21 protein-coding genes and 1 pseudogene are annotated in these 24769 nt (G+C 71.7%); 14 read left to right on the forward strand and 8 right to left on the reverse strand.

Annotated elements, in window-relative coordinates:
* Positions 1-45 precede the first annotated feature (45 nt).
* The 7 genes and pseudogenes from I8N67_RS28715 to I8N67_RS28745 form a co-directional block, all read right to left on the reverse strand.
* Positions 46-300: pseudogene (locus tag I8N67_RS28715) on the reverse strand (hypothetical protein); the annotation flags it as partial.
* On the reverse strand, positions 243-557 hold the full coding sequence (locus I8N67_RS28720) for a hypothetical protein (RefSeq protein ID WP_200307121.1): 315 nt from the start codon (positions 555-557) through the stop codon (positions 243-245). The gene I8N67_RS28720 and the pseudogene I8N67_RS28715, both read right to left, overlap by 58 nt.
* A gap of 432 nt (positions 558-989) precedes the next feature.
* Positions 990-1472 (reverse strand): hypothetical protein, encoded by a 483-nt coding sequence (locus I8N67_RS28725; protein ID WP_200307122.1) that lies wholly within the window; start codon positions 1470-1472, stop codon positions 990-992.
* On the reverse strand, positions 1456-1956 hold the full coding sequence (locus tag I8N67_RS28730; RefSeq protein WP_200307123.1) for an RNA polymerase sigma factor: 501 nt from the start codon (positions 1954-1956) through the stop codon (positions 1456-1458). The genes I8N67_RS28725 and I8N67_RS28730 overlap by 17 nt, the downstream gene beginning before the upstream one ends.
* A gap of 95 nt (positions 1957-2051) precedes the next feature.
* On the reverse strand, positions 2052-2678 hold the full coding sequence (locus tag I8N67_RS28735; protein WP_200307124.1) for a class F sortase: 627 nt from the start codon (positions 2676-2678) through the stop codon (positions 2052-2054).
* Positions 2675-3094 (reverse strand): Tat pathway signal sequence domain protein, encoded by a 420-nt coding sequence (locus tag I8N67_RS28740; protein WP_200307125.1) that lies wholly within the window; start codon positions 3092-3094, stop codon positions 2675-2677. The genes I8N67_RS28735 and I8N67_RS28740 overlap by 4 nt, the downstream gene beginning before the upstream one ends.
* Positions 3095-3256: 162 nt before the next feature.
* Positions 3257-7507 (reverse strand): bifunctional nitrate reductase/sulfite reductase flavoprotein subunit alpha, encoded by a 4251-nt coding sequence (locus tag I8N67_RS28745; RefSeq protein WP_307835397.1) that lies wholly within the window; start codon positions 7505-7507, stop codon positions 3257-3259.
* A 358-nt stretch (positions 7508-7865) separates the two neighbouring features.
* Between I8N67_RS28745 and I8N67_RS28750 the strand changes: the two genes are divergently transcribed.
* From I8N67_RS28750 to I8N67_RS28765, 4 genes are all read left to right on the forward strand, one after another.
* Entirely contained in the window at positions 7866-8255 is a 390-nt protein-coding gene (locus I8N67_RS28750) for a cell division protein SepF (protein ID WP_200307144.1), read from the forward strand.
* A 106-nt stretch (positions 8256-8361) separates the two neighbouring features.
* Positions 8362-9564: an AAA family ATPase gene (locus I8N67_RS28755; protein ID WP_200307127.1), complete on the forward strand. Its 1203-nt coding sequence runs from the start codon at positions 8362-8364 to the stop codon at positions 9562-9564.
* Positions 9551-9907 carry a nucleotide pyrophosphohydrolase gene (locus I8N67_RS28760; protein ID WP_200307128.1) on the forward strand — a complete coding sequence of 119 codons (357 nt, stop codon included), beginning with the start codon at positions 9551-9553 and terminating at the stop codon, positions 9905-9907. Before I8N67_RS28755 ends, I8N67_RS28760 begins: the two co-directional genes overlap by 14 nt.
* Positions 9908-10090: 183 nt before the next feature.
* On the forward strand, positions 10091-10567 hold the full coding sequence (locus I8N67_RS28765) for a DUF6099 family protein (RefSeq protein ID WP_200307129.1): 477 nt from the start codon (positions 10091-10093) through the stop codon (positions 10565-10567).
* Between the two features lie 250 nt (positions 10568-10817).
* Here I8N67_RS28765 and I8N67_RS28770 read toward each other — a convergent pair whose 3' ends face one another.
* Entirely contained in the window at positions 10818-10982 is a 165-nt protein-coding gene (locus tag I8N67_RS28770; RefSeq protein WP_200307130.1) for a hypothetical protein, read from the reverse strand.
* A 241-nt stretch (positions 10983-11223) separates the two neighbouring features.
* Between I8N67_RS28770 and I8N67_RS28775 the strand changes: the two genes are divergently transcribed.
* From I8N67_RS28775 to I8N67_RS28820, 10 genes are all read left to right on the forward strand, one after another.
* Entirely contained in the window at positions 11224-12147 is a 924-nt protein-coding gene (locus I8N67_RS28775; RefSeq protein ID WP_200307131.1) for an LLM class F420-dependent oxidoreductase, read from the forward strand.
* A gap of 205 nt (positions 12148-12352) precedes the next feature.
* A complete protein-coding gene (locus I8N67_RS28780; RefSeq protein WP_200307132.1) occupies positions 12353-13723 on the forward strand; it encodes an amidohydrolase in 1371 nt (456 codons plus the stop codon).
* The gene (locus I8N67_RS28785; RefSeq protein ID WP_200307133.1) at positions 13713-14771 is read left to right on the forward strand and encodes a LacI family DNA-binding transcriptional regulator; all 1059 of its coding nucleotides are present in this window, start codon (positions 13713-13715) and stop codon (positions 14769-14771) included. Before I8N67_RS28780 ends, I8N67_RS28785 begins: the two co-directional genes overlap by 11 nt.
* Positions 14772-14910: 139 nt before the next feature.
* The gene (locus I8N67_RS28790) at positions 14911-15660 is read left to right on the forward strand and encodes a glutamine amidotransferase (protein ID WP_200307134.1); all 750 of its coding nucleotides are present in this window, start codon (positions 14911-14913) and stop codon (positions 15658-15660) included.
* Complete coding sequence (gene deoD, locus I8N67_RS28795) at positions 15657-16400, forward strand: purine-nucleoside phosphorylase (RefSeq protein ID WP_200307135.1); 744 nt, start codon at positions 15657-15659, stop codon at positions 16398-16400. The genes I8N67_RS28790 and deoD overlap by 4 nt, the downstream gene beginning before the upstream one ends.
* A gap of 148 nt (positions 16401-16548) precedes the next feature.
* On the forward strand, positions 16549-17646 hold the full coding sequence (locus I8N67_RS28800) for a BMP family lipoprotein (RefSeq protein ID WP_200307136.1): 1098 nt from the start codon (positions 16549-16551) through the stop codon (positions 17644-17646).
* 18 nt (positions 17647-17664) lie between these two features.
* The gene (locus I8N67_RS28805) at positions 17665-19335 is read left to right on the forward strand and encodes an ABC transporter ATP-binding protein (RefSeq protein ID WP_200307137.1); all 1671 of its coding nucleotides are present in this window, start codon (positions 17665-17667) and stop codon (positions 19333-19335) included.
* The gene (locus tag I8N67_RS28810) at positions 19332-20507 is read left to right on the forward strand and encodes an ABC transporter permease (RefSeq protein WP_200307138.1); all 1176 of its coding nucleotides are present in this window, start codon (positions 19332-19334) and stop codon (positions 20505-20507) included. The genes I8N67_RS28805 and I8N67_RS28810 overlap by 4 nt, the downstream gene beginning before the upstream one ends.
* Positions 20504-21439: an ABC transporter permease gene (locus I8N67_RS28815; protein ID WP_200307139.1), complete on the forward strand. Its 936-nt coding sequence runs from the start codon at positions 20504-20506 to the stop codon at positions 21437-21439. Before I8N67_RS28810 ends, I8N67_RS28815 begins: the two co-directional genes overlap by 4 nt.
* Before the next feature lie 165 nt (positions 21440-21604).
* A complete protein-coding gene (locus tag I8N67_RS28820) occupies positions 21605-24469 on the forward strand; it encodes an esterase-like activity of phytase family protein (RefSeq protein ID WP_200307140.1) in 2865 nt (954 codons plus the stop codon).
* Positions 24470-24769: the final 300 nt, after the last annotated feature.

Here is a 24769-nt window from a genome sequence, read left to right on the forward strand (position 1 = left end):
GGCCGACGGTTCAGCTCGACGCGAGTGTGCGCTGGTGATCGCCGGTCAGCGGCGGCCGGTGGCCAGGATGACGAGGAACTGGCCACCGCCCGCCTCGGTGTCGGCGGTCACCGGCAGCCCCGGTACCAGTCGGGAGAACCGGTCCACCAGCCACTCCGCCGCCTCTTGGGCGTCCTGCCTGGTCGGACAACGGCCCACCATCTCGCGGCCCCCCTTGTGCTCCAGCCTCTCGGCAACGGTGATCAGCGGCGCGGGTTCGACCACGTACAGGCGGTCCGGCCAGGCGATGACCAGCCGGACGCCGACCCCGCCCTCCACACCTGGGTCAGCCCGACGGCGGTGGCCGCCGTCACCGTCCCCAGCAGGAAGAAGGCGCCGAGCAACGGATGGCTGACCGGCACCAGGACGCAGACGGCCAGCAGCACATTGCCCACGGCCACCGCGAAGGCCCAGCCCAGCACCCGCGACGAACCCTGCCGGGCCAGGGTGTGCAGCGCGATGAGGACACTGAAACCGGCCGGCAGCCAGAGCTCCAGGGACCACTGGGTCAGGGCCACGAGAGACCACGAAGAACGTGACGGCCGGGGCCCCGCGCCGCCACCACAGCGGAAGGGCGAAGGCGGCGATGAGGACGAACGGGACGGCGGACGGCGACTGGTCACGGGCGTCCGTGTCCCCGAAGGGCGAGCTGCCGTCGCCCACAGCAGATCGGGAAGGCTGCCGCACACGACGATCAGCACCACCGCGGTGTCGAACAGCCACGGATGGCGGCGGTCCAGCTGCCGCCGGTCCTGCTGACCCCGCCACATACGGCCCAGGACGGGGTGCGCCCAGGCGGCGTCGAACCCGGGGGACGCCGGGAGCGCCGGCCCCCGGGGGCGTCCGCGGCCCCTGCCGCGCGCTCCGCGCTCATGGACACCATTGTCCTCGTGATCGCCTTCGTGATCGTCCTTTCCTGCCCGCGGCCCGTGTGCACCGAATCCGTCGGCTCAGCCGGCGTCGACCGAGCCGCGAAGCGCGGAGGGCTCGGTGGACGGGGCGCTGTTCGGGCTGGGCGGCGCGCTGTCCCGGGCGTTCGGGGTGGACGGGGCGGGGGTGTCGGGGGCGTGGGAGGCGGGTTGTTCGGTGGGGACGGGGGTGTCGGGGGCGTGGGAGGCCGACGGTGTGGGGGCGGGGGTCGACGGGAGTGTGGGGGACGGGCTGGTCGCGGGGGGCGGGGCGAGGGGGACCGAGGGGGACCTCGGGGCGTCGTCCGTGGCGAAGCGGACGGGCAGGGCGACGAGGGCGACGGCCGCGCAGGCGGCCACGGCGGCACCGGCCGCGGTGCGCAGGAGACGGCGGCGGGCGGCGGTGCGGCGGATCGCCTCGTAGTGGCCGGGCGGTGGGCCGAGGTGGTCGGCGGGCGGGCGCAGGATGACGGCCAGCGGGTCGTCGGGCTCGAAGTCCGGGCCGTCGTCAGAGTGTGTGATCAAGGCTTCTCCTCAGGTGGGCGCGGAGCAGTTCGCGGGCCGCGTGGAGGTCGGCCTTGACGGTTCCTTCCTTGCGTCCGGTGAGCGCGGACACCTCCCGGATCGGCATGTCAGCGTAGTAGTGCAGCAGGATCGGCACGCGCAGCCGTTCCGGCAGCGACCGCACGAGCAGCCGGACCGAGGGGTCGGACCGTTCGGCGTGGTCGGACGGCGGGCGCACCGCGGCCTCGGCGGTGACCCGGTGCATCGCCCGGCGTTCGCGTTCGAGCTTGCGCCAGTGGTCCCGGACGAGGTTGGCCGCCGTGACGTAGAGAAAACCGTGCGGCTCCGCCACCGACGTCCAGCGGGCCCAGAGCCGCGTGAACGCCTCCGACGCGATCTCGTGGGCCGTCTCGTCGTCGTCGACCAGCCGACGGCACCAGCCGGCGAGACGTGGATAGAGGGCGGCGAACAACTCGGACGCGGCCTTCTCGCGGGACCGTTTCAACACTCTCCATGGTCGTGACGGTGCGACAAGCGGCAGCGGCGGCTGGGGACCGGCGGTCGGCGGCAGCCGGTGCGCGGCCGGTGGTGAGGGACGGGTCACCGGCCCGGTGCGCTCAGCGTCGCGAAGACGATCACGTTGTCGCGGTACTCGTCGCCGCTGCGGGGACCGCCGCAGGTGATGAGGCGCAGCGCGGGACGGTCCACGTTCCCGTAGACCTCCTCCGCCGGGAAGTCGGCCTTCGCGACCGTCCGTACGGAGTCGGCGGTGAACTCCGCCGTCGTGCCGTTCTCCAGGCGCGCCATGATCCGCCCGCCCCGCCGCAGCTCCCCGAGCCGGCGGAAGACCCCGTCCCCGTAGGAGCCGACCGTGACATGGCCCAGGATCACCGACGGGCCGGTCTGCCCCGGCGTCGGCGAGTGCCGGTACCAGCCCGCCCGGTCGTGCGCCGTGATCGGCGGCACCTCCACGGTGCCGTCCGGGGCCAGCCCCAGCCGAATGACCGGGGTGTCGACCTCGATGTCCGGTATCAGCAGCCTGACCGGCACCGAACGGCCCAGGGGCCGCGCGGCGGCCGACGAGGACGGCGAGGGCGAGGACCCGCTCGCCGGGGACCCGTTCGTGGCGGGTGCGGTGGTGGCGTGGTCGGTTCGTCGGCCGTCGCAGCTCACGAGCAGCGAGGCCGTCGCCGCGGTGGCGAAGGCGCGCCTGGAGAGCAAGGTCACGCCCCGTTCGCCCGCCGGCGCCGTACGAGGACGACGGCCGCGCCGCCGCCGAGGAGCAGCGCGGCGGCCCCCGAGCCGGCCAGCACGCCCCCGGCACCCGACCCCTCCGACCGCGGCGCCGTACCGGTGTCCGGCGCGCCACTCGGTACGACGGAGACCTGGCTCGGCACCGGGGTCGGGCCGGTGTCCTTCGCGTCCCTGGTGGGCGAGGGCGTGGGCGTGCGCTCGTCCGTTGCGGGGGTCGACGCGGCGGGGCTGGGTGCCTTGGTGGCGGACTCCGGTACGGGCGTCGGGTTCGCGCTGCTCGTGCTGCTCGTGCTGCTCGTGCTGTTCGTGCTGTCGGCGAACGCGGGCAGCGTGGTCGCCAGGACGGCGGTGCAGGCGAGTGCCGCTGCACTGAGGACGGTTCGGCGCATGAGTCGCTCTCTCTCGTCGGGGCCGCCCGTCCGGTGACCGGACGGGCGGCCCCGGGTGACGTATCGAGCGGAGAGACGAGACAGACGGGGGACGGGTTGTAAAGAGATGGCAAAGTCGTTGAGGAGTGGCTCAGCCGGGGACCGGTTCGGCCATGGGCGGGCTCAGTACACGTCCCGCACGTACCGCTTCTCCGTCGCCAGCTGCTTCACATACGCGGCGGCCTCGCCCTCGGTCATGCCGCCGTGGGTGCGTGCGATGTCGCGCAGGGCCTGGTCGACGTCCTTCGCCATACGGGAGGCGTCGCCGCAGACGTAGAAGCGGGCGCCGTCCTGGAGCCAGTGCCAGAGCTCGGGGCCGTGCTCGCGCATCCGGTCCTGGACGTAGACCTTGGCGCGCTGGTCGCGGGAGAAGGCGGTGTCCAACCGGCTGAGTACGCCCGTCTTTTGAAGATCCGTCAGTTCCTCTTCGTAGTAGAAGTCCGTCGCCCGGTGCTGCTCTCCGAAGAACAGCCAGTTGGGCGCCCGGTGGCCGAGGGCCTGCCGCTCCTGGAGGAAGCCGACGAAGGGGGCGACACCGGTGCCGGGGCCGACCATGATCATGGGGGTCACCGGGTCCGCCGGCGGCCGGAAGTGCGGCGAGCGCTGCACGAAGACCGGCACTTCCAGGTCCGCCTCGCCGTCCGCGAGGAACGGTGAGCAGACCCCGCCACGCGGGCGCCCGTGCAGGTTCTCGTACCGCACGACCGAGACCGTCAGCGACACCTGGTGCGGATCGACGAGGGGGCTGGACGAGATGGAGTACAGGCGGGGCTGGAGCCGCTTGAACACCCCGGCCCACTCCTGCGCAAAGGCCCGTACGGCGAACTCGGTCACCACGTCCACGGCCTGCCGGCCCCATGTCCACTGCGCCAGGCCGTCCTTGTTGTCCGGGCGCATCAACTTCTTCAACTCTCGGTTGTCCCGCGTCCGTTCGGAGACGAAGCGCAGCAGGTCCGGGGTGATCCGGGTGACGTCGAGATGCCGGTGCAGCGCCTCGGCGAAAGGCACGCCGCCAACACCGTTGACCTCCACGGGAGTCGAGCCGTCCAGGCCGGTCACCGCCAGCCACTCCGCCACCAGACCCAGGGAGTTGACCGGCCGTACGCTGAGCGCGTCACCCGCCTCGTACGACAGCCCCGTCCCGCTGGTGTCGAAGGTGAACCGGCGCACCTCCTTGCCCGCTCCGGGCAGGCTGAGCAGCCGGTTGCCGACCAGGCGGGCGGCGGCGGGCGCGGGCTTGGTGGAACGGGTGGTGGGCGCGGGGGTGGCGGCGGGCGCGGTCTGCGGCCTCGCTTCGGGCACCGTGCCCGCGCCCGTGCCTATCTCCGTCTCCGGGTACGTCTCCGTGCCGAGCGCGGTGATGACCTCGCCCAGCCAGGCGTCCGCCGAAGGCTCGTAGTCCGGCTCGCAGTCCGTACGCGGGGTCAGGCGCTCCGCGCCCAGTTCGTCGAGCCGGGCGTCCAGCCGGCGGCCGTGCCCGCAGAAGTCGTCGTAGGAGGAGTCCCCGAAGGCCAGTACGGCGTAGCGCACACCGTCCAGGCGCGGGGCCTCCTGGTGGGCCAGCGCGTCCCAGAACCCGGAGCCGTTGTCGGGTGCGTCGCCGTCCCCGAAGGTGCTGGTGATCAGCAACAGGTCGGCCCCGTACGGCAGTTGGCCGGGGTTCGCCTCGTCCATGCCGACGAGCGTCGCCCGGTGCCCCGCGGCCCCCAGATGCTCGGCCGTCGCCACCGCGAACTCCTCCGCGGTCCCGGTCTGCGAGGCCCACAGCACGACGACCTCACGCCCGCCGATCTCCCGCCCGACGGCCTCCCGCCCGGCAGGCTCGACGACGGCCGGAGCCGCGCTCGGGGCCGCCGACCGCGAGTACATCCCGGCGAGCACCCCGTTCACCCACACCGCGTGCTCGGGGCTGAACGGCGCCTCCGCCGGCAGCACGGGCACTCCGACGACCCCGGACCCGAGCCCGGTGAGGAAGCCGGTGAGGTACTGGCGCTCCTGGGCGGACAGGACGGGGGGCGGCGCGGGTTCGAGACCGAAGGGGTTCGCGCCGGGCGTGACCGCCGTCGGCACAAGCGCCCCGGCGGGCTCACTCTCGATTGGAGCGGGAGCCGGGACCGGGACTTGAACCGGCACAGAAACCGGCACAGAAACCGGCACAGAAACTGGCACCGAGACCGGCACCGAGTTCGGCATCGAGACCGTCACCGGCGCCGCCACCTTCGCCAGCGACACCGCGCACACCTTCAACTCCGGCTGGAACGACAGCGGATCGACCGCGTCGCTCGTCACCGCGTTGATGCTCAGATACTCACCGAACAGGTCGTTCCAGTGGAACGGCGCGAACACACACCCCGGCATGACTCGGTCCGACACCACCGCGGGCAGCACGGCCCGCCCGCGCCGTGACGCCACCTCCACGGAGTCCCCGTCCCGCAGGCCCAGTTCACGGGCGTCCCGCGGATGCACCTCCACGAACGGCCCGGGGTTCAGCTTGTTGAGCTTGGCGACCTTGCCCGTTTTCGTCAGCGTGTGCCACTGGTGCTGCAACCGCCCGGTGTTGAGCACGAACGGATAGTCGTCGTCCGGCATCTCGGCGGCCGGCATGTGCGGCCGCGCATGGAACACGGCCCGCCCGCTCGCGGTCGGGAAGAGCGGCCCACGGCCCCCGTCCCCGTCGCCGCGCACGTACCGGATCGGATTGCGCGCAGGCCCGTCCTGCGACGCCGCCGGCCACTGCACGGACTCGGACCGCAGCCGCTCGTACGTCACGCCCCGCAGGTCCCACCCGGTCTTCGGGTTCCACGCCCGCTTGATCTCCTCGAAGACCTGCTCGGCACTGTCGTACGAGAACCCCTTCTCGAAGCCCAGCTCGCGGGCGACGGCCGCGATGATCCGCCAGTCGGCCATCGCCTCGCCCGGCGGGTCGGCGGCGGGGGCGGCGAGCGTGAGGTTGCGTTCGCTGTTGATGAGGACGCCCTCGGACTCGGTCCACAGGGCGCCCGGCAGGACGACATCGGCGTACGCGTTGGTCTCCGTGTCGGCGAACACATCCTGTGTGACGACGAACTCGGCGGCCTCCAGACCCTCGATGACGGTCTTCCGGTTGCCCACCGACGCCACGGGATTGGTGCAGATGATCCAGCAGGCCTTGATCTCCCCGTCGGCCATCTTCTGGAACATCTCGACCGTGCCCTTGCCGACCCCGTCCGTGCGGAGGGTGTCCGGCGCCAGCTCCCACAGCTCCTCGACGAACGCCCGCTCCTCGTCCACGAGCACGGACCGCTGCCCCGGCAGCCCCGGGCCCATGTACCCCATCTCCCGCCCGCCCATGGCGTTGGGCTGACCGGTGAGGGAGAACGGCCCGCTGCCGGGCCGGCAGATCGCGCCGGTCGCCAGATGCAGATTGACCAGGGCGTTGGTGTTCCAGGTGCCGTGCGTGGACTGGTTGAGCCCCATGGTCCAGCAGCTCGTCCACTCGGTGGCCTCACCGATCAGCCGCGCGGCCTCGCGGATGTCGTCGGCGGCGAGCCCCGTGATCTCGGCGACGGCGTCCGGCGCGTACTCGGCCAGGAAGCCGGGCATCGCCTCCCAGCCCTCGGTGTGGGCGGCGATGAACTCCGGATCGGTGTGGCCCTCGGCGTGCAGCAGATGAAGAAGCCCGTTGAGGAACGCCAGGTCGGTACCCGGACGTATCTGCAGGAACAGATCCGCCTTCTCGGCCGTCGCCGTGCGGCGCGGATCGACGACGATCAGCTTCGCGCCCGCCTTGACCCGGTCCATCATCCGCAGGAACAGGATCGGGTGGCAGTCGGCCATGTTCGAGCCGATGACGAGGAAGACGTCCGCCTTGTCGAGATCCTCGTACGAGCCGGGCGGCCCGTCGGCGCCCAGCGAGAGCTTGTAGCCGGTCCCGGCGCTCGCCATGCACAGCCGGGAGTTCGACTCGATCTGGTTGGTGCGGATGAAGCCCTTGGCCAGTTTGTTCGCCAGATACTGCGCTTCGAGGCTCATCTGGCCGGAGACGTAGAAGGCGAACGCGTCGGGCCCGTGCTCGTCGATGACCGCGCGCAGCCGCCGGGCGGTCTCGGCGATCGCGTCGCCGACGGGCGCGGGGACCGGCTCGTCGCCGCGGTCGCCCCGGACGAGGGCGGTGGTGAGCCGGCCGGGCGCCGCCAGCATGTCGGCGGTGGTCGAGCCCTTGGTGCAGAGGCGGCCGAAGTTCGCCGGGTGGGACTTGTCGCCGGTCGCCTTCAGGACCGTACGCCGTCCGTCGGGACCCAGCCCGACGGACAGGAGCATGCCGCAGCCGACACCGCAGTACGAGCACACGGTCCGCACCTGGGTCGTGGTGCTCTGCGGGCCCTGCGCGGCCACGGGCGGCCCCTCTCTGTCGGCGTCCGGGATGTCCGGTCGGGTGTTCCTTCGGTTCGCCGGGCGGGTGGCCGGTCGCTGTCCGGTACGGCGGCCGGTCGGCATCCGCTCAGCGTCCGAGTCACCGCCCGGTAGACCCGATCGTACGAATTGCCCGTTACGCCGATGTCACATGACCTGATCATGAGGCGTTACGCCCGCCACACATGGCCGCGCAAGGGGCTGTGAGGGCGGGATCCGGCCGTTGTGCCGAACGGAGGTGTGGCGGATCGTGTCGCTGTTGGGCCGAACGGGTGACCATGCGTAAGAATTGGCCGATGCAGTCATTGAGTGCGAGCCAGGGGGAAGGCCGGTGAACAGGGTGAACAGCCACGATGTCACCGACGAACAGTGGGAGGGGCTCGCCCAGGTAGTGCCGCTGCGGGGCCGGGACGCCTGGCCGTCCGCGGTCGGCCACCGGACCATACCGGAAGCCGAGACGGAGGCGCGGCGCCGTTTCGTGGTCCTCCGTATCAATGTCTTCGCGGATGCCCGTGAGGTCGCGGAGACGCTGATGGCGGGCATTCCGGTGCTGCTGGACCTGTCGAGCGCGGAGACCGACACGGCCAAGCGGGTGCTGGATTTCAGCACGGGGGTTGTTTTCGGCCTGACCAGCGGAATGCACCGGGTCGACCGGAACGTGTTCCTTCTCACGCCGCCGGGCACCGAGGTGCGGGGACTGATGGAGGGTGCGGGAGTGCCCGGGGTGTGACGCGAGGCGCGGAGCGCTCCCGGTCCGTCCGGGGCGCTCCCTCGATCGTAGGAAGATCGACTGGGCGGAACGGTTTTCCTGGCAGATGGGCCCCTACTGTCCGCATATGACCGTGTCATCCCCGTCGTCCCTCTCATCCTTCTCATCCCTGACGTCCGTGCTGTCCGGCGTGGACGCCGCGGCGCGTCCGGAGCGGCCGAGCGTCACCGAGCTGCGGCTCTCCGCCTTCGCCGGACACCGGGGTGCCGCTTTCCCCCTGGGCCCGCTGACCCTGCTCGCGGGAGGCAGCGGCAGCGGCAAGACGACCGCACTGCGGGCGTACGAGGCCTTGGCGCGGCTCGGCGGCGGCGCCCCTCTCGACGAGGCGTTCCCGGACCCGGAGAGCTGTGTGCCCGAGCGGGCCCGCCCCGACGCCCAGCGGCGGCGCGGCTTCCGCATCGGCTGCACGGCCGACGGCCCCGGGGGACCCGTACGGCTCGACGTCGCCGTCCAGACGGAACCCGAACTCCGCGTCGTGGGCGAGCGGTTGACGGCCGGCGGGCTGACCCTCTTACAGACGGCGCTGGTGGACCCGAGCCGTCCCGTCGTCCAGGCCGCCTGGCACACGGCGGGCTCGTCCACGGTCACCCGCGGCCCGCTCCCCGACGACCGGCTGGGCACCGCGCTGCTGCCGCTCCGCGTCGCGGGCAAGACGGACGGGCAGCGCCAAGTGCTCGCCGCCGCCGAGCAGATGGTGGTCGCACTCCGCTCGGTCTACGCCTGCGATCCGCGCCCCCGCCGGATGCGTGCCCCCGTGCCGCGCGGCTCCGGACGGCTGCTCCCCGGCTGCGACAACCTCGCCGACGTGCTGTGGCGCACCCGGACCGAGTGCGGCCGACGGCACGCGCTGCTGGTCTCCGCCGTCCGCGACGGCTGCGCCGGACCGGTCCTCGATCTGCTGGCCGAGCCGCTGCGCGACGGCGCGGTGCGGGCGGTGCTGGACCGGGGCGACGGGGTGCGCACGGCCCTCGGGCTGCTCGGGGACGGGGAGTTGAGGTACTTGGCGCTGGCCCTCGTGCTGTTCACCGGTCCCGGTGTGCTGGAGGTAGACCCGGTCGTGGAGGTACCGGCGGCCCTGCAGACCCTCACGGTCCTCGCCGACGGCTTCGACCGCTCGCTGGACCCGAGACAGGCCCTGGAGCTGGTGCGGCTGGCGGCGCGGATGTGCGAGCGGGGACACATCCGGCTGGTCGGCGCGGTGAGCGACGCGTCCTGGGCCGCCGGGGTGGCGGGGGTGACGGTGGTAGACCTGAGCCGTGAAAGATCCTGAATCCGCGACGCCGCGGAAACTCGATGTGCCGACCCTGCAGCGACGGCTCGCCGAGTTCGCCGCCGCCCGCGACTGGCAGCCTTACCACACGCCCAAGAACCTGGTCTCGGCCCTGAGCGTCGAGGCGTCCGAACTGGTCGAGATCTTCCAGTGGTTGACTCCGGACGAGTCGGCGCGCGTGATGGCGGACACGGAGACCGCGCACCGCGTCACGGACGAAGTGGCCGACGTGCTCGCCTACTTGCTCCAGCTCTGCGAGGTGCTGGGCATCGACGCGCTGGCGGCCCTGGAGGCGAAGATCGACCGCAACGAGCGTAGGTTTCCGGCGCCGGAGCGGCCTTGACGGTGAGCGCGCCCATCCACTTGTCACTCTCCGGAGTTGAAAAGTTGTCCACAGTCGATTTGTTATCCACAGATTTCAGGCTTCCACTGGTTTTCTGTCTCACACGCCTTCACTGTGGGTAATGAACAGACAGGAGTTCGGACGGACGTGTGAGAGCGCGTCGGGACAGTTCGGGGGCAGCGCATGGATGCGGTGCGGCTCATCTTGGCGAGCAGGCTTGCTCTGGCGAGCAGCGTCGAGGGACCTCAGATCATGGCGGAGGCGTGGCAGTCCTATGCCCTCGCCCAGGCGATCGGCAGCCGCCTCGCGGTCTCGGGTCCGCCCGAACTGCGCGGCGAGGCCCTGGGGTTGACCGAGCTGGCGGGCAGCGGCTGCGGCATACTCGGCGCCCCGCCGCTCGGCGTGGGCGACTTACGCGCCGCCCAGCTCACCGAGTTGGGCGACGCCCACGACTCCCTCCACCGCCTCGGCGGCCTCCTCGGCGAGGTCGGCATCGCCCTCGTCGGCCTTGCCAGCGCGGCCGACGAGGAAGCGGCGTACTGGCAGTGCATGGAAGCCATCGACGCGGCGGACGAGGCACGCGACCGCGTGCTGGAGATGCTCCGCCGGCTGGCGGTGAGGGAAAAGGTGCTGTCGGAACGGGACGCGACGACCGGCTGACTCGACGACCGGCCGACTCTTCGCAGCCAGGGGGCCGGGCAGGTTCTTCAGGGGCGCGGGGAACTGCGCGATCAGCTCCCACCCACCCACCCGCACGCGTGCTACGACCGTAACCGACCGAGCTCTGTGCGGGGGTCGCAGGGGCGCAGCCCCTCGCGATGCGACGGTGCGAGGGGACCGCCGCCGCACACAACGAACGCCCGGCCGAATGGGCGGCGGCCGGGCGTCGATCCCACGACTCGGGAAGGATTCAGACCGTGTCGCTCTCCTTCGCGGCAGCCCCCCGCGTAGAGAGGTCCGCGTCGAGCTGGGACAGGTCCGCGTTCAGCGCAGCCATCAATTCCTCCATCTGCTGGAGCAGACCCTTGGGCTGCGCAGGCACGGCGGCCTGCTCCGGCACGGCTTCCTGGGACATGTGACGGCCTCCTCGGCCCTCGCCCCCCCCGAGGGGGCACGTAGGCAAGCGTCCCGGCAGCGGCCGCCGGCGACGGGTGCCGGGCGGTCCGGCTCCTCCCGAGCAACGATCACCGTTCCCGCCGGTCACTGGCCCGAGCCCGTCCCCTGTGCCGGATCGACGGATTTTCACCCGACCGTGGGCCGGGGAACCCGGCGGGACCGATGCGGTTGACCGATGGGGGAGCGTGCAGGATGGAGCCATGGATCTTCGCATCTTCACCGAGCCCCAGCAGGGGGCGACCTATGACACGCTGCTGACCGTCGCCAAGGCCACCGAGGACCTCGGCTTCGACGCCTTCTTCCGTTCCGACCACTATCTCCGCATGGGCTCGACGGACGGCCTGCCCGGCCCGACCGACGCCTGGATCACCCTGGCCGGACTCGCCCGTGAGACCAAGCGCATCCGCCTCGGCACCCTGATGACCGCCGGCACCTTCCGCCTGCCCGGCGTGCTCGCCATCCAGGTCGCGCAGATCGACCAGATGTCCGGCGGCCGCGTCGAACTCGGCCTGGGCGCGGGCTGGTTCGAGGAGGAGCACAAGGCGTACGGCATCCCGTTCCCCAAGGAGAAGTTCGCCCGCCTGGAGGAGCAACTGGCCATCGTCACCGGCCTGTGGGCCACCGAGGTCGGCAAGGCCTTCTCGTACGAGGGCACTTACTACCAGCTGGCCGACTCGCCCGCCCTGCCCAAGCCGGCGCAGGCCAAGGTGCCGGTCCTCATCGGCGGCCACGGTGCGAGCCGCACCCCGCGTCTCGCCGGGCAGTACGCCGACGAGTTCAACATGCCGTTCGCCTCGATCGAGGACAGTGAGCGGCAGTTCGGCCGTGTCCGCAAGGCCGCCGAGGAGGCCGGCCGCAAGGGCGACGACCTCGTCTACTCGAACGCCCTGGTCGTCTGCGTCGGCAAGGACGACGCCGAGGTCGCCCGCCGCGCCGCCGTGATCGGCCGCGAGGTCGACGAACTCAAGGCCAACGGCCTCGCCGGCTCCCCGGCCGAGGTCGTCGACAAGATCGCCCGATACCAGGCGATCGGCTCCCAGCGCCTCTACCTCCAGATCCTCGACCTCGACGACCTGGACCACCTGGAGCTGATCTCCACTCAGGTGCAGTCCCAGCTCTCGTAGCGAGGACGCACGACAGAGCGGACCCGCCAGGACCCGGTGCGCCCGTTCCCCGCGCCCCGTTCCCCGCGCCCCGTTCCCCGCGCCCCGTTCCCCGCGCCCCGCAAGGGCTCGGGGAGCGGGGCGCGGACATACCCGGGACACGCTCCCCGAGATCCAAAGCCTCCCGTTGTTGTGCAAAACGTTTTGGATATCTAGCTTGTGCCGCATGAGCGACAGAACGCCCCCTCCCACGACCCGCCACCTCCTGGTGCGCGGCTGCGACGTGCTGCGCGTCCCGGTCACCGGCGAGTGCGACGTGCTGCCCGCGCAGGACATCGTCGTGGCGGACGGTGTCATCGTCGACGTACGGCCCACCGGCGCGGACCGGCCGGCCGAGCGGGGCGCGGAGGTCGTCGACGGGCGCGGGCTGCTGGCCCTGCCCGGTCTGGTCAACGCGCACACGCACAGCCCGATGGTGCTGATGCGGGGCGCGGCCGAGGACGTGACGGTCGAGGGGTGGTTCAACGACCGGGTGTGGCCGATGGAGTCCAATCTGACCGCCGAGGACGTGCGGGCCGGAGCGCGGCTGGCCTGCGCGGAGATGATCAGGTCGGGGGTCACGACCTTCGCGGACCACTACTTCTTCCCCGAGGAGATCGCCGCGGCGGTCGCCGAGACGGGGCTGCGGGCGGACCTCGCACCCACCTACTTCAGCAGCGGCGGCCGGCGGGCGCTGGACGCCACCGTCGCCTTCGCCGAGGCGTGGCACGGCGGGGCCGACGGCCGGGTGACCGTCTCCCTCGGACCGCACGCGCCGTACACCGTGGACGACAAGGATCTGCGCACCCTGTCCGACCACGCCCGGCGGCTCGGAGTGCGGATGCACATCCATGCCGCCGAGCACCTGGAGCAGACGGAGTCGAGCCTGGAGCGGCGCGGGATCACCCCGGTCCGGGTGCTGCACGAGACCGGCGTACTGGACGCGGGCGCCCTCATCGCGCACGGCTGCGGGATCGTCGAGGAGGACCTGCCGCTGCTGGGCGAGTACGCCGGCACGACCGCCGTGGCCTGCTGCCCCAAGGTGTACCTCAAGCACGCGCTCTCCCCGCTGACCCCGGTCCGGGAACTGCTGGCCGCCGGGGTCACCGTGGCCGTGGGCACGGACGGGGCCGCCGGGCACAACACGCTGGACGTGTGGGAGGCGCTGCGGCTGGTCGCGCTCACCCAGAAGCAGGCGGTGCGCGACGCGACCTGGATGACCGTCTCCGACACCCTCCGGCTGGCCGTGCGGGGCGGGGCCAGGGCGCTGGGGCTCCAGGACCGGATCGGGGCGCTGGAGCCGGGCATGCGCGCCGACATCGTCCTGACCGACCTGTCCGGCCCGCACTGCCGCCCGCTGCACGATCCGCGCGCCGCGCTCGTCTACAGCGCCCGCGCCAGTGACGTACGCACGGTCGTCGTCGACGGACGGGTCCTGATGCGCGACGGACGGCTGCTCACCGTCGACGAGCCCGCCCTGCTCGCCGAGGCCGACGCACGCGTCGCACGCGTTCTCGACACGTCCCACGGGAAGGCGGTGCAGCACTATGACCCGTGATCTCCGCGAAGCGGGCCTCACCCAGCAGAGACCGGTGGTCCGCCGGGCCGCCTCCATCAAGGACGTGGCGGCCGCGGCCGGCGTCAGCCCGACCACCGTCTCGCATGTGCTGAGCGGCAACCGGCCCGTCAACGAAGAGACGGCCGCCCGGGTGCGCGGTGTCGTCAACCGGCTCGGGTACGTCCCCGCGTCCCTGGCCCGCAGCCTCCAGGCCGGGTCCACCTCCGTGATCGGACTGCTGATCCCGGACATCAGCAACACCTTCTTCGCCGAGCTGGCCAAGGGCGCCGAGGACGCCGCCCACGACCTCGGGTACGGGCTGATCCTGTGCAACACCGAGTTCGACGCCGACCGCGAGGACCGCTACCTCGGGATGATCCGCAGCCGGTTCATCGACGGCATGGTGTACGCCTCCGGGTCCCCGCCCTCCCGGCGGCGGCTGGAGGCGCTGATGGGCAAGTTCCCGATCGCGCTCGCCGACGAGGAGGTCGAGGGGCTGCGCGGCGCGCTCATCGCCGGCGCCGACCACGAGGCGGGCGGCCGGCTGGTCGGCGAGCACCTGCGGGCGCTCGGCCACCGGCGGGCCCTGATGCTGACCGGCCCCCGCGACCTGAGGAGCGGCGCGGCCCGCGCGCACGGCTTCGTCCAGGCATTCGGAGGCGAAGTCGTCGAGCGGGTGGGCGACTTCAAGGAGGACTCCGGGTACCGCCTGGTCGCCGAACTCCTCGACGCGGGCGGCTTCGAGGACCGTACGGCCGTGTTCGCTGCCAACGACCTGATGGCGTTCGGGGCGCTCGCCGCGCTCCGGGAGGCCGGGGTCTCGGTGCCGGGCGACGTCTCCGTCGTCGGCTTCGACGACATCCGGGCCGCCTCGCTCGTCAGCCCGTCCCTGACCACCGTCCACCAGCCCGCCTACGACATCGGCCGCACCGCCACCGCCCAACTCCTCCAGTACGTCTCCCGCGGCGAGGTGCCACCCGCGTCCCGGCACACCCTCCCCGTCGAACTGAAGGTACGGGGGAGCACGGCACCACCCGCCGCCCGCTGACCCGCACCTCCCCTCCTTTCCCCTCCGCCCAGCCCCGCTCCGGCCGCCGCGCCACGAGGCCATGTCCCTGTGCGCACCGAAGCCCCTTGACGCGCCCATAAGTACCCACAAGTGCCTCCGAACGAAAGGCGGTTCACCCATGTCCAGACTCCTCGTCATCGGCGAGTCCTGGTTCACGTACACGGTCCACCAGAAGGGCTTCGACGCCTTCCACACCGCCGAGTACACCGAGGGCGGCGGCGTCTTCCTCGACGCGCTGCGCTCGCGCGGCCACGAGGTGACGTATGTGCCCGCGCACGAGATACCCACCCGGGTCCCGGACTCCGCCGAGGGCTTCGACGCGTACGACGTCGTGGTCATCAGCGACGTCGGGGCCAACAGCTTCCAGCTGCCGCCGGAGACCTTCGGCCGGTCCGAGCCCGCGCCCGACCGCTCGGAGCTGGTACGGGCCTTCGTCGAGCGCGGCGGCGGGGTGCTGATGATCGGCGGCTACCTCACGTTCAGCGGCATCGACGCCCGCGCCCGCTGGGGACGTACGCCGCTGGCCGCCGCCCTGCCGGTGACGGTCCTCGACCGCGACGACCGAGTGGAACTGCCCGCCGGGGCCGTACCCGAAGTAGTCGGCGGCCACCCGGTCGTGGCAGGCCTCGACCGGACCTGGCCCGCCCTGCTCGGCCTCAACGAGGTCGCCGTACGGCCGGACGCCGCGCTGCTCGCCGAGTGCGCCGGGCATCCGCTGCTCGCCGTCGGCGGGCATGGCGCGGGCCGGTCGGGAGCCTTCACCTCCGACGTGGCGCCGCACTGGGCCCCGCCGCCGTTCCTGGCGTGGGACGGCTACCCGGAGCTGTGGGACCGCCTGGTGCGCTGGCTCGCCGGGGAGGAGCTGTGACGCCGGGACACGGTACCCCTCACCTCTCCGCCGCACCCGGCGACTTCGCCCCGCTGGTGCTCATGCCGGGCGACCCGTGCCGGGCCCGACGGATCGCGGAAACGTTTCTGAACGACACCCGGCTGGTCACCGACGTGCGCGGCATCCTCGGCTACACCGGCACCCACCGGGGCGTACCGATGTCCGTCCTCGCCTCCGGCATGGGCATTCCGTCGATGTCGATCTACGCGACGGAGCTGTTCCGGCACTACGGGGTCCGCCGGATCGTCCGGGTCGGCACGGCGGGCGCGCTCCCGGCCTCGGTCGCCGTACGGGATGTCGTCATCGCGTCCGCCGCGCACACCGACTCCAGCGTCAGCCGCCTCCTGGTGGACGGGGTGACCCTCTCCCTCGCCCCCTCCTACCGGTCGCTGCGCGCGGCCGTGGACGCGGCGGACGCCGTCGGACGGGAAACCTCCGACGGGGCGGCGGTGCACATCGGCCCCGTGTTCTCCAGCGACCACTTCTACCTCGACCGGCCCGCCGTGTTCGACGCCCTCGAACGGCGGGGCACCCTCGCGGTCGAGATGGAGGCCGCCGGGCTGTACGCCGTGGCCGCCGCGGAGGGCGGCGAGGCGCTCGCCGTGCTGACCGTGTCGGACCATGTGCGCACCGGCGAGGCCCTGTCGGCCGAGGACCGGGAGACCTGCTTCGACCGGGCCGTACGCATCGCGGCGGCCGGGCTCCTGGCCAATGACTGAAGACGATGACTGAAGACCATGACTGAAGACGACTGAATTTCCCCTGGAAGAAATCAAACAGAAACCCGTCGGCATAGCCAAAACGTTTTGCACTTCCTACTGTCAACCAAGCCCCTTATTGCAAGAGCAGAAAATGATCAGGAGGTCGATGACGATGAGAAGTTACGGACCGGGTGCCGCCGTCGCGGTGGCGGGAATGCTCGCACTGGCCGCGTGCGGGGGATCGGGCTCGGACGACTCCGGGTCTGCCTCCTCCGGAAAGACCCGGATCAAATTGGTGGTCAATGGCGGGCTGGGCGACAAGTCGTTCTTCGACTCCGCCTACGAGGGCCTGAAGCGGGCGCAGAGCAAGCTCGGCTACGAGCTGAAGGTGGTCGAGCTGGGCTCGGACCGCACCAAGTGGGAGCCGGGCTTCGAGGACGCGGCGGCGGCCGACGACTACGACATCCTCGCGGCCGGCACCTTCGACGTCACCGACTACATCGGGGAACTCGCCCCGCAGTACCCGGACAAGAAGTTCTGGGTGTTCGACTCGGCCGTCGACTACACCGGCAAGAACGGCTGTTCCAACAAGTGCGAGAACGTCTACTCGGTGACCTTCAAGCAGAACGAGGGCGGATATCTGGCCGGATTCCTCGCCGAGAAGCTGGTCGCCGAGGAAGCCCTCAAGGGCGCCGAATCCCTCAACAAGGTCGGTGTCATCGGCGGAGTGAAGATCCCCGTCATCGAGGACTTCATCGTCGGATTCAAGGCCGGATTCAAGGCGGCCGGCGGCAAGAACTCCGACGTCCTCGTGCAGTATGTCGGCGGTGACAAGCCCTTCGGCGACCCCGCGAAGGGCAAGGAGATCTCCACCGCGATGTACGGACGGGGCGCCGCCCTGGTCTGGCCGGTCGCCGGGCTCTCCGGACTCGGCACCTTCGAGTCGGCCGCAGGCGCCGGGCGCTACACCTTCGGCGTCGACTCCGACCAGTACCAGACCCTCACCGACAGCGCCCAGAAGGACACCGTCGTCACCTCGATCCTCAAGAACGTCGGCAACGCCCTCTACCAGGCTGCCGAGGACGACAAGAAGGACGCCGTGAAGTACGGCGCCGTCGAGAGCGTCGGGCTCTCGGACGACGCGGTCGGCTACGTCGACGACGACCACTTCCGGGAGCTGGTGCCGGACGGCATCCGCAGCGACCTCCAGGAGGCCGCCGACCAGGTGAAGTCCGGTTCCGTCACGGTCCCCAGCGCCTTCTGATCCCCGAACGGCCTTGAGATGAACGAGTCATGGGACCCGGCCGGGCCCGCCGTCGCCACCCGCGCGGTCACCAAGACGTACGCCAACGGCGTCCGCGCGGTCCGGGGCGTCGACCTCGACGTACCGGCAGGTGAGATCCGCGCGGTCGTCGGCGAGAACGGCGCCGGCAAGTCCACGCTGATGAAGCTGTGTTACGGCCTGGAGCAGCCCACCTCCGGCGAGCTCCTGATCGGCGGCCGGCCCCGCGTGCTGCGCGGCCCGGCCTCCGCGATCGCGCTCGGCGTGGGCATGGTCCACCAGAACCTGATGCTGGTGCCGTCCTTCACGGTCGCCCAGAACGTCGTCCTCGGCGTCGAGCCCGGTCGCCGGGGCCGCCTCGACGGCAGGGCGGCCGTCGAGGCGACCGCCCGGCTCGCCGAGGAGGCCGGGCTCGCCGTCGACCCGCTGGCCCGCGTCGAGGAGGTGTCGGTCGGCATGCGCCAGCGCGCCGAGATCCTCAAGGCACTGCACCGCCGCGCCCGGGTGCTGATCCTCGACGAGCCGACCGCCGTTCTCACCCCGCAGGAGACGGAGGACCTCTTCGCCGCCGTACGCCGACTGCGCGACGGCGGGATGACGGTGCTGTTCATCTCCCACAAGCTGCGTGAGGTGCGGGAGATCAGCGACAAGGTGAGCGTGATGCGCGCCGGGGCCCTGGTCGGGACCGTCACCACCGCCGACACCACCGAGCGCTCGCTGGCCGCGATGATGGTCGGCCGCGAGATGTCCCTGGACGTGACCCGGGCCCCCGCCCGGCGTGCCGGGACCACGCTCCGGGTGCGCGGCCTGGCGTACGCGGCCCCGACCGGACAGCCCCTGCACGGCCTCGACTTCGACGTCGCCGCCGGTGAGATCGTCGGCGTGGCCGGCATCGAGGGCAACGGACAGACCGAACTCGCGGAGATCCTGGCCGGGTTGAGGCGGCCGGGCGCGGGCACCGTACGCGTCGGCGACACCGACACCGCCGGCCTGGACGTCGCGGGCCACCGCCGGGCCGGCGTCGGCTACGTCCCGGAGGACCGCCTCCACGACGGGGCCGCGCTCGACGAGTCGATCGCCGACAACCTCGTCGTCGACCGGCACGACCGCCCGCCCCTCGCCCGCCGGGGCATCCTGCGCCCGGCAGCCGTACGCGCCCACGCCGAGCGGCTCATCGAGGACTACGCGATCCGCACCCCCGACCCGTCCGTCCCCGTGCGCGCACTGTCCGGCGGCAATATGCAGAAGGTCGTCGTCGCCCGTGAACTCTCCGCAGGACCAAGGCTGTTGATCGCCTCCCAGGTCACCCGAGGGGTGGACATCGGCGCCATGCGCTTCATGTACGAACGCCTCGTCGCCGCGCGGGACGAGGGCGCGGCCGTCCTCCTCATCTCCGCCGACCTCACCGAACTCCTTGCCCTCTCCGACCGGTTGCTCGTCCTCAAGGACGGCCGCCTCGTCGGCCGCTTCGACGACACGACCGGCCTCACGGAGAAGGGGGTCGGGCTCTACATGCTCGGGGTCGAACACCACGAACGGGCCCACCTGACGGCCGGGTTGGACGACACAGCGGGGTCGGACGGCACGGCCGGTCCCGACAACACCGGTCCCCGCGACACCGGTCCCCGCGACGCCGGTTCCGGCGACTCCGGAAAGGCGACCCCCGAATGACCACCACCCTCATCGAGAGCGAGGACCGCCGGGAGTACAAGGCCACCCGGCGCCGCGGCCTCGTCGTCGACCTCAGCATGACCCTGGCGACCATCCTGGCCGCCCTCGTCATCGGCTTCCTCGTCATGCTCGCCACCGGCAAGGACCCGATCGCGGCCTACGAGGCCCTGCTCACCGGCCCGTTGGAGCGCTCCTTCCGGGTCGGCCGCTGGCTGGAGGACGCCACGACGCTCACCCTGCTCGGCCTGTCGGTGGCGATCCCCTTCCGGGCCCGGCAGATCAGCCTGGGCGCCGAGAGTCAGCTCTACGCGGGCGCGCTGGCGGCGGCCACGGTCGCGATCTTCCTGCCTCTGCCGCCGGTCGCCGCCGTGATCGTCCCGATGGCCGCTGCGGCGGCGGCCGGGGCCGGCATGGGCTTCGTACCGGGATCGATGAAGGCCCGGCTCGGCGCCAACGAGATCGTCGCGACCCTGATGCTCAACGCCATCGTCGTCCGCGTCTACGACTACCTGGTCAACGGCCCGCTGAAGGAGCCCGGCAGCAGCGCCGTGCACTCGGAGCCAATCCAGCCGGACTCCGCCCTCACCCCGCTCACCGAATGGCTCGGCATCCCCTTCGGCAGGGCGAACGTCGGCTTCCTCCTGATGCTGCTCACCGCCGTCGCGCTGTGGCTGCTCATCACCCGCACCCCGCTCGGCTACCGCATCCGGATGACCGGCTCCAACCCGCACTTCGCCGAGTACGGCGGCATCCGGGTGCCCCGCGCCATCGAGTGGAGCTTCGTCATCGGCGGGGCGGTCGCGGGCCTGGCCGGCGCGCACCTCGTGCAGGGCGTGTACGGACGCCTCGAACCCGGCCTCGCCGGCAGTCTCGCCTTCGAGGGGATCGTGGTGGCGCTGCTGGCCCGGAACAACCCGCTGGTCGTCGTGGTCGCCGGCCTCTTCTACTCCTATCTCCGTGCCGGGGGCGACATCATGGAACAGCAGACGGACGTGGGCACGGAGATCGTGGTGGTGATCCAGGCGGTCATCGTGCTCCTTGTCACCGCGCAGGCCCTGCCCGACCTCCTCAAACGCCGCCTCGCCCGCAGGCAGGCGGGCACCTCGCACAAGCGGTCCGGCACTTCGGACAAGCGGACCGGCGCCTCGCACGGGAAGGCGGATGCCCGATGAGCTCCGTCCTCGACGTCGTCCTCAGCAGCGCCTTCCTCGCGGCCGTCCTGCGCGTCGCGACCCCGTACCTGCTCGCCGCCATGGGCGGACTCGTCGCCGAACGCGCCGGCATCAGCAACATCGCCCTGGAGGGGCAGATGCTGAGCGCCGCCTGCACGGGCGCCCTCGTCGCCGGATACAGCGGATCGGTCGCGGCCGGGGCCCTCGCCGGAGTCGCGGTCGCCGTCCTCCTGGGCCTGCTCCTCGCCGCGCTCCGCCTGGAGCTGGGCGCCGACGCGATCATCGCCGGCATCGGCCTCAACCTGCTGGCGTCCGGCGGCACCGCCTTCGCCGTCTACACCCTCCTCGACGACAAGGGCGGCACCTCCGGCCTCAGGAGCGGCACCCTGCCGGCCGTCACCCTGCCCGGCATCGAGGACATCCCCGTGGTCGGCGATGTGCTGAGCGGCCAGAACACGGTCACCTGGCTGGCCTTCCTCGCGGCCCCCTTCGTCGCCTGGCTCTTCTACCGCACCCGCTTCGGCTTCCACCTCCGCGCGGTCGGCGAGATGCCCGACGCCGCCGCCTCGGTCGGCATCGCCGTACGGCGCGTCCAGTACGCCGGGCTCGCCCTCAGCGGCGCCCTCGCCGGCCTCGCCGGGGTCTTCCTCAGCATGGGCTACGTCTCCTTCTTCGTCCGGGACATGACGGCCGGCCGTGGCTTCATCGCCCTCGCCGCGGTCTTCCTCGGCGGCCTGCGCCCCTGGGGCGTCTTCCTCGCCGCCCTCGGCTTCGGCGCGGCCGAGGCCCTGGCGGTACAGCTCGGCACCCTCGACGTACCACCGCAACTGGTGTCGACCATCCCGTACGCCCTGACGCTCGTCGCCCTCGCGCTGTACGCGTGGCGCAGGAAGCGGCGAGGCGCGGCGGAGGTCGCTCCGGCCTCCCTCTGACCCCACCCCCGCTCCACCCCCGCTCCAGGTCCGACAGCCTTCGTGCGCGGCGGAGCCGGACCCCTCCTCCGGCCTGCCCGGAAGACCCTCCTCACCCCGCTCGGAAAACCACCTTCACCCCGCCCGGAAAACCACCTTCACCCCGCCCGGAAGGGACACCCGCCCATGCCCCGACACAGACAACCAGCCCGCCGCCGACGTGCCACGCTCGCCGCCCTCTCCGCCTCGGCCCTCCTCGGCGGTCTCGCCTACGCCGGTGGCTTCGCGGCGGACGCGGCCCCCGGGGCGGACGGCACCCCGAAGACGACCCAGAACGGCGTCACCCTCCTCGACACCCTCACCGTCCCCGCCGCAACCACGGAGTTCGGCATGCCCTTCGGCGGCCTGTCCGGCATCGACTACGACCCGCGGACCCACACGTACGCCGCCCTCAGCGACGACCGCTCAGAGAACGGCAAGGCACGCTTCTACACCCTCCAACTGCCGCTGAAGGGGAAGAAGTTCGCCGACGACAAGCCCGCCCTCGACGCCCTGACCGTCCTCGACGACACCAACGGCGGACCCTTCGCCGCCAAGGCCGTCGACCCAGAGGCGATCCGCTGGAACCCGGACGGCAAGAGCCTGCTCTGGACCAGTGAGGGAGCCTCCGCCTCCGGGCAGCCGGCCTTCGTCCGTGAGACGTCCGCGTCCGGCGCGTACGTAAGTGAACTGCCGCTGCCGACGGCGTACGCCCCCGTCCGCTCCGAGACGGGCACCCTCACCGCCGGCGTCCGCAACAACCAGGCCCTGGAGGGGCTGACCCTTTCCCCGGACGGCCGCAAGGCGGTCACGGTCACCGAGAACGCGCTCGTCCAGGACGGCCCGGCGGCCGGTCTGACCGCGAAGAGCCCGTCCCGGCTGCTGGTGATGGACCGCCGCACCGGCAAGGCGGAGGCCGAGCACGTCTACGAGGTCGACCCGATCTCCGCCGCGCCCACCGCCCCGCTGCCCGCCCCCGTCGGCACCTACTCCGCCGACCGGGGAGTCTCCGAGATCCTCGCGATCAACAAGACCGACTATGTCGCCGTCGAGCGCTCCTTCGCCTCCGGCGTCGGCTTCGCGATCCGCCTGTACTGGACCACCACCCGAGGCGCGACGGACGTACGCGGCGAGGCGAAGCTGTCCGGCTCGGAGCAGCCGATGCCGAAGAAGCTGCTCTACGACTTCACCCTCTCCGGCACGGACGCCGACAACGTCGAGGGCATCACCTGGGGCCCGACCCTGCCCGACGGCTCCCGCTCCCTCGTCCTCGTCGCCGACGACAACTTCGGCTTCAACGGCAGCGCCACCAAGTTCCATCTGCTGTCCGTCAGCCCGGCTCTCCTCACGGGCCACGCCTTCCCCACCACCCCGGAGCAACCGTCCACGGCCGACGTCCAGTTGCTTTCCTTCAACGACTTCCACGGCAACCTGGAGCCGCCCACCGGCCGTGACGCCAACCTCGGCTCCAAGCTGGACGCGAAGTCCACGCCGGTCGGCGGCGCGGAGTACCTGGCGGCCCGGCTGAAGCAGCTCCGCGAGGGCACCGACGCCTCGCTGACCGTCGCCGCGGGTGACGTCATTGGCGCCAGCCCCTTCCTCTCCGGCCTCTTCCACGACGAACCGACCGTCGAGTCCATGGAGAAACTGCGCCTGGACGTCACGAGCGTCGGCAACCACGAGTTCGACGAGGGCACCGAGGAACTGCTGCGCATCCAGCACGGCGGCTGCCACCCCGAGGACGGCTGTTACATCGAGGACGAGCCCTACGACGGCTCCGCGTTCCCGTGGCTGGCGGCCAACGTCCTCGACCGCACCACCGGCGAGCCGCTCCTCGCCCCCACCTGGGTCAAGAAGGTCGACGGCGTCAAGGTCGGCTTCATCGGCATGACCCTGGAGGGCACCCCCGAGGTCACCGGCCAGTCCGGCATCAGCTCCGTGCGCTTCACGGACGAGGTCGAGACCGCCGACGCCGCCGCCCGCGAACTGCGCCGCCAGGGCGTCGAGGCGATCGTGGTCCTGCTCCACGAGGGCGGGATACAGGCGGGCTCGTACGGGCAGTGCGACGGCATCTCCGGGCCGGTCGTCGACATCGCCAAGCACCTGGACCCGGCCATCGACGCCGTTGTCACCGGCCACACCCACCAGCCGTACATCTGCTCCCTGCCCGACCCGGCCGGCAACCCCCGCACGGTCACCTCGGCCTCCTCCTTCGGCCGCGTGGTCACCGAGACCCGGCTCCCGGTGGACCGCCGTACCGGTGACGTCGTACGGGAACGGGTCGCGGCGATGAACCACCTGGTGACCCGCGCCGGCGCGAAGGACGCCGACCAGACGGCTGTCATCGACAAGTGGAAGGCCCTCTCCGCGCCCCTCGCCAACCGCGTGGTCGGCAGCGTCACCGCCGACATCACCCGCTCCGAGACCCGCGACGCCGAGTCGGACCTCGCGAACCTCGTCGCCGACGCCCAGCTCGCGGCCACCTCGGCACCGGAACGGGGAGGCGCCCAGATCGCGTTGATGAACCCGGGCGGCGTACGGGCCGACCTCGTCCACGCCTCCTCGACGGGCGGCGAGGCCCTCGGCGAGATCACCTACGCGGAGGCCTTCGCCGTCCAGCCCTTCGCCGGGACCCTGGTGTCGGTCGACCTCACCGGAGCGCGGATCGAGCAGATCCTGGAGGAACAGTTCAACGACTCCGGTACCCGTGCCCCCACCCTCATGCTGGGCGTCTCCAAGGGCCTGACCTACTCCTTCTCGCGCGGCGCCCCCGCCGGCGACCGCATCGACCCGGCGTCGATCAAGCTCGACGGCGAGCCCCTGGACCTCTCCGCCACCTACCGGGTCACCGCCAACACCTTCCTCGCGGCGGGCGGCGACGGCTTCACCACCTTCGCCGAAGGCAAGAACACGATCGGGGGCGGCGACGACATCACCGCGCTGACGGACTACCTCTCGGCCCGGAGCCCGGTGGCCCCGCCGGGCACGGACCGGGTGACCGAACTGCCCTGACGGGTGAGGGGAAGGTCTCCGGCGCAGGGAAAATAGTCACTGGGGGCTGAGTGTCCGCTGTACGTTGGGCATGCGCAGGACGACGACGACGCTGCGCGGATCTCCGCAGCTCAGACCCCCACTCACCGACCCCTGACACCCACGTCAGGACAGCGGCTGACACCCATAAACGGCGAAAGATCATGGACCGAGGCTAGGAGCAACAGGTTCTGCCAGCCATCCAGGCCGCCCCCCCGACACATCGGGTGCTAACCGGATGGACATCACCACGGCAATCGGAACAATCACCAGCCTCATTAC

This window comes from Streptomyces adelaidensis, from assembly GCF_016598475.1.
In the GTDB taxonomy this organism is placed as follows: domain Bacteria; phylum Actinomycetota; class Actinomycetes; order Streptomycetales; family Streptomycetaceae; genus Streptomyces; species Streptomyces adelaidensis.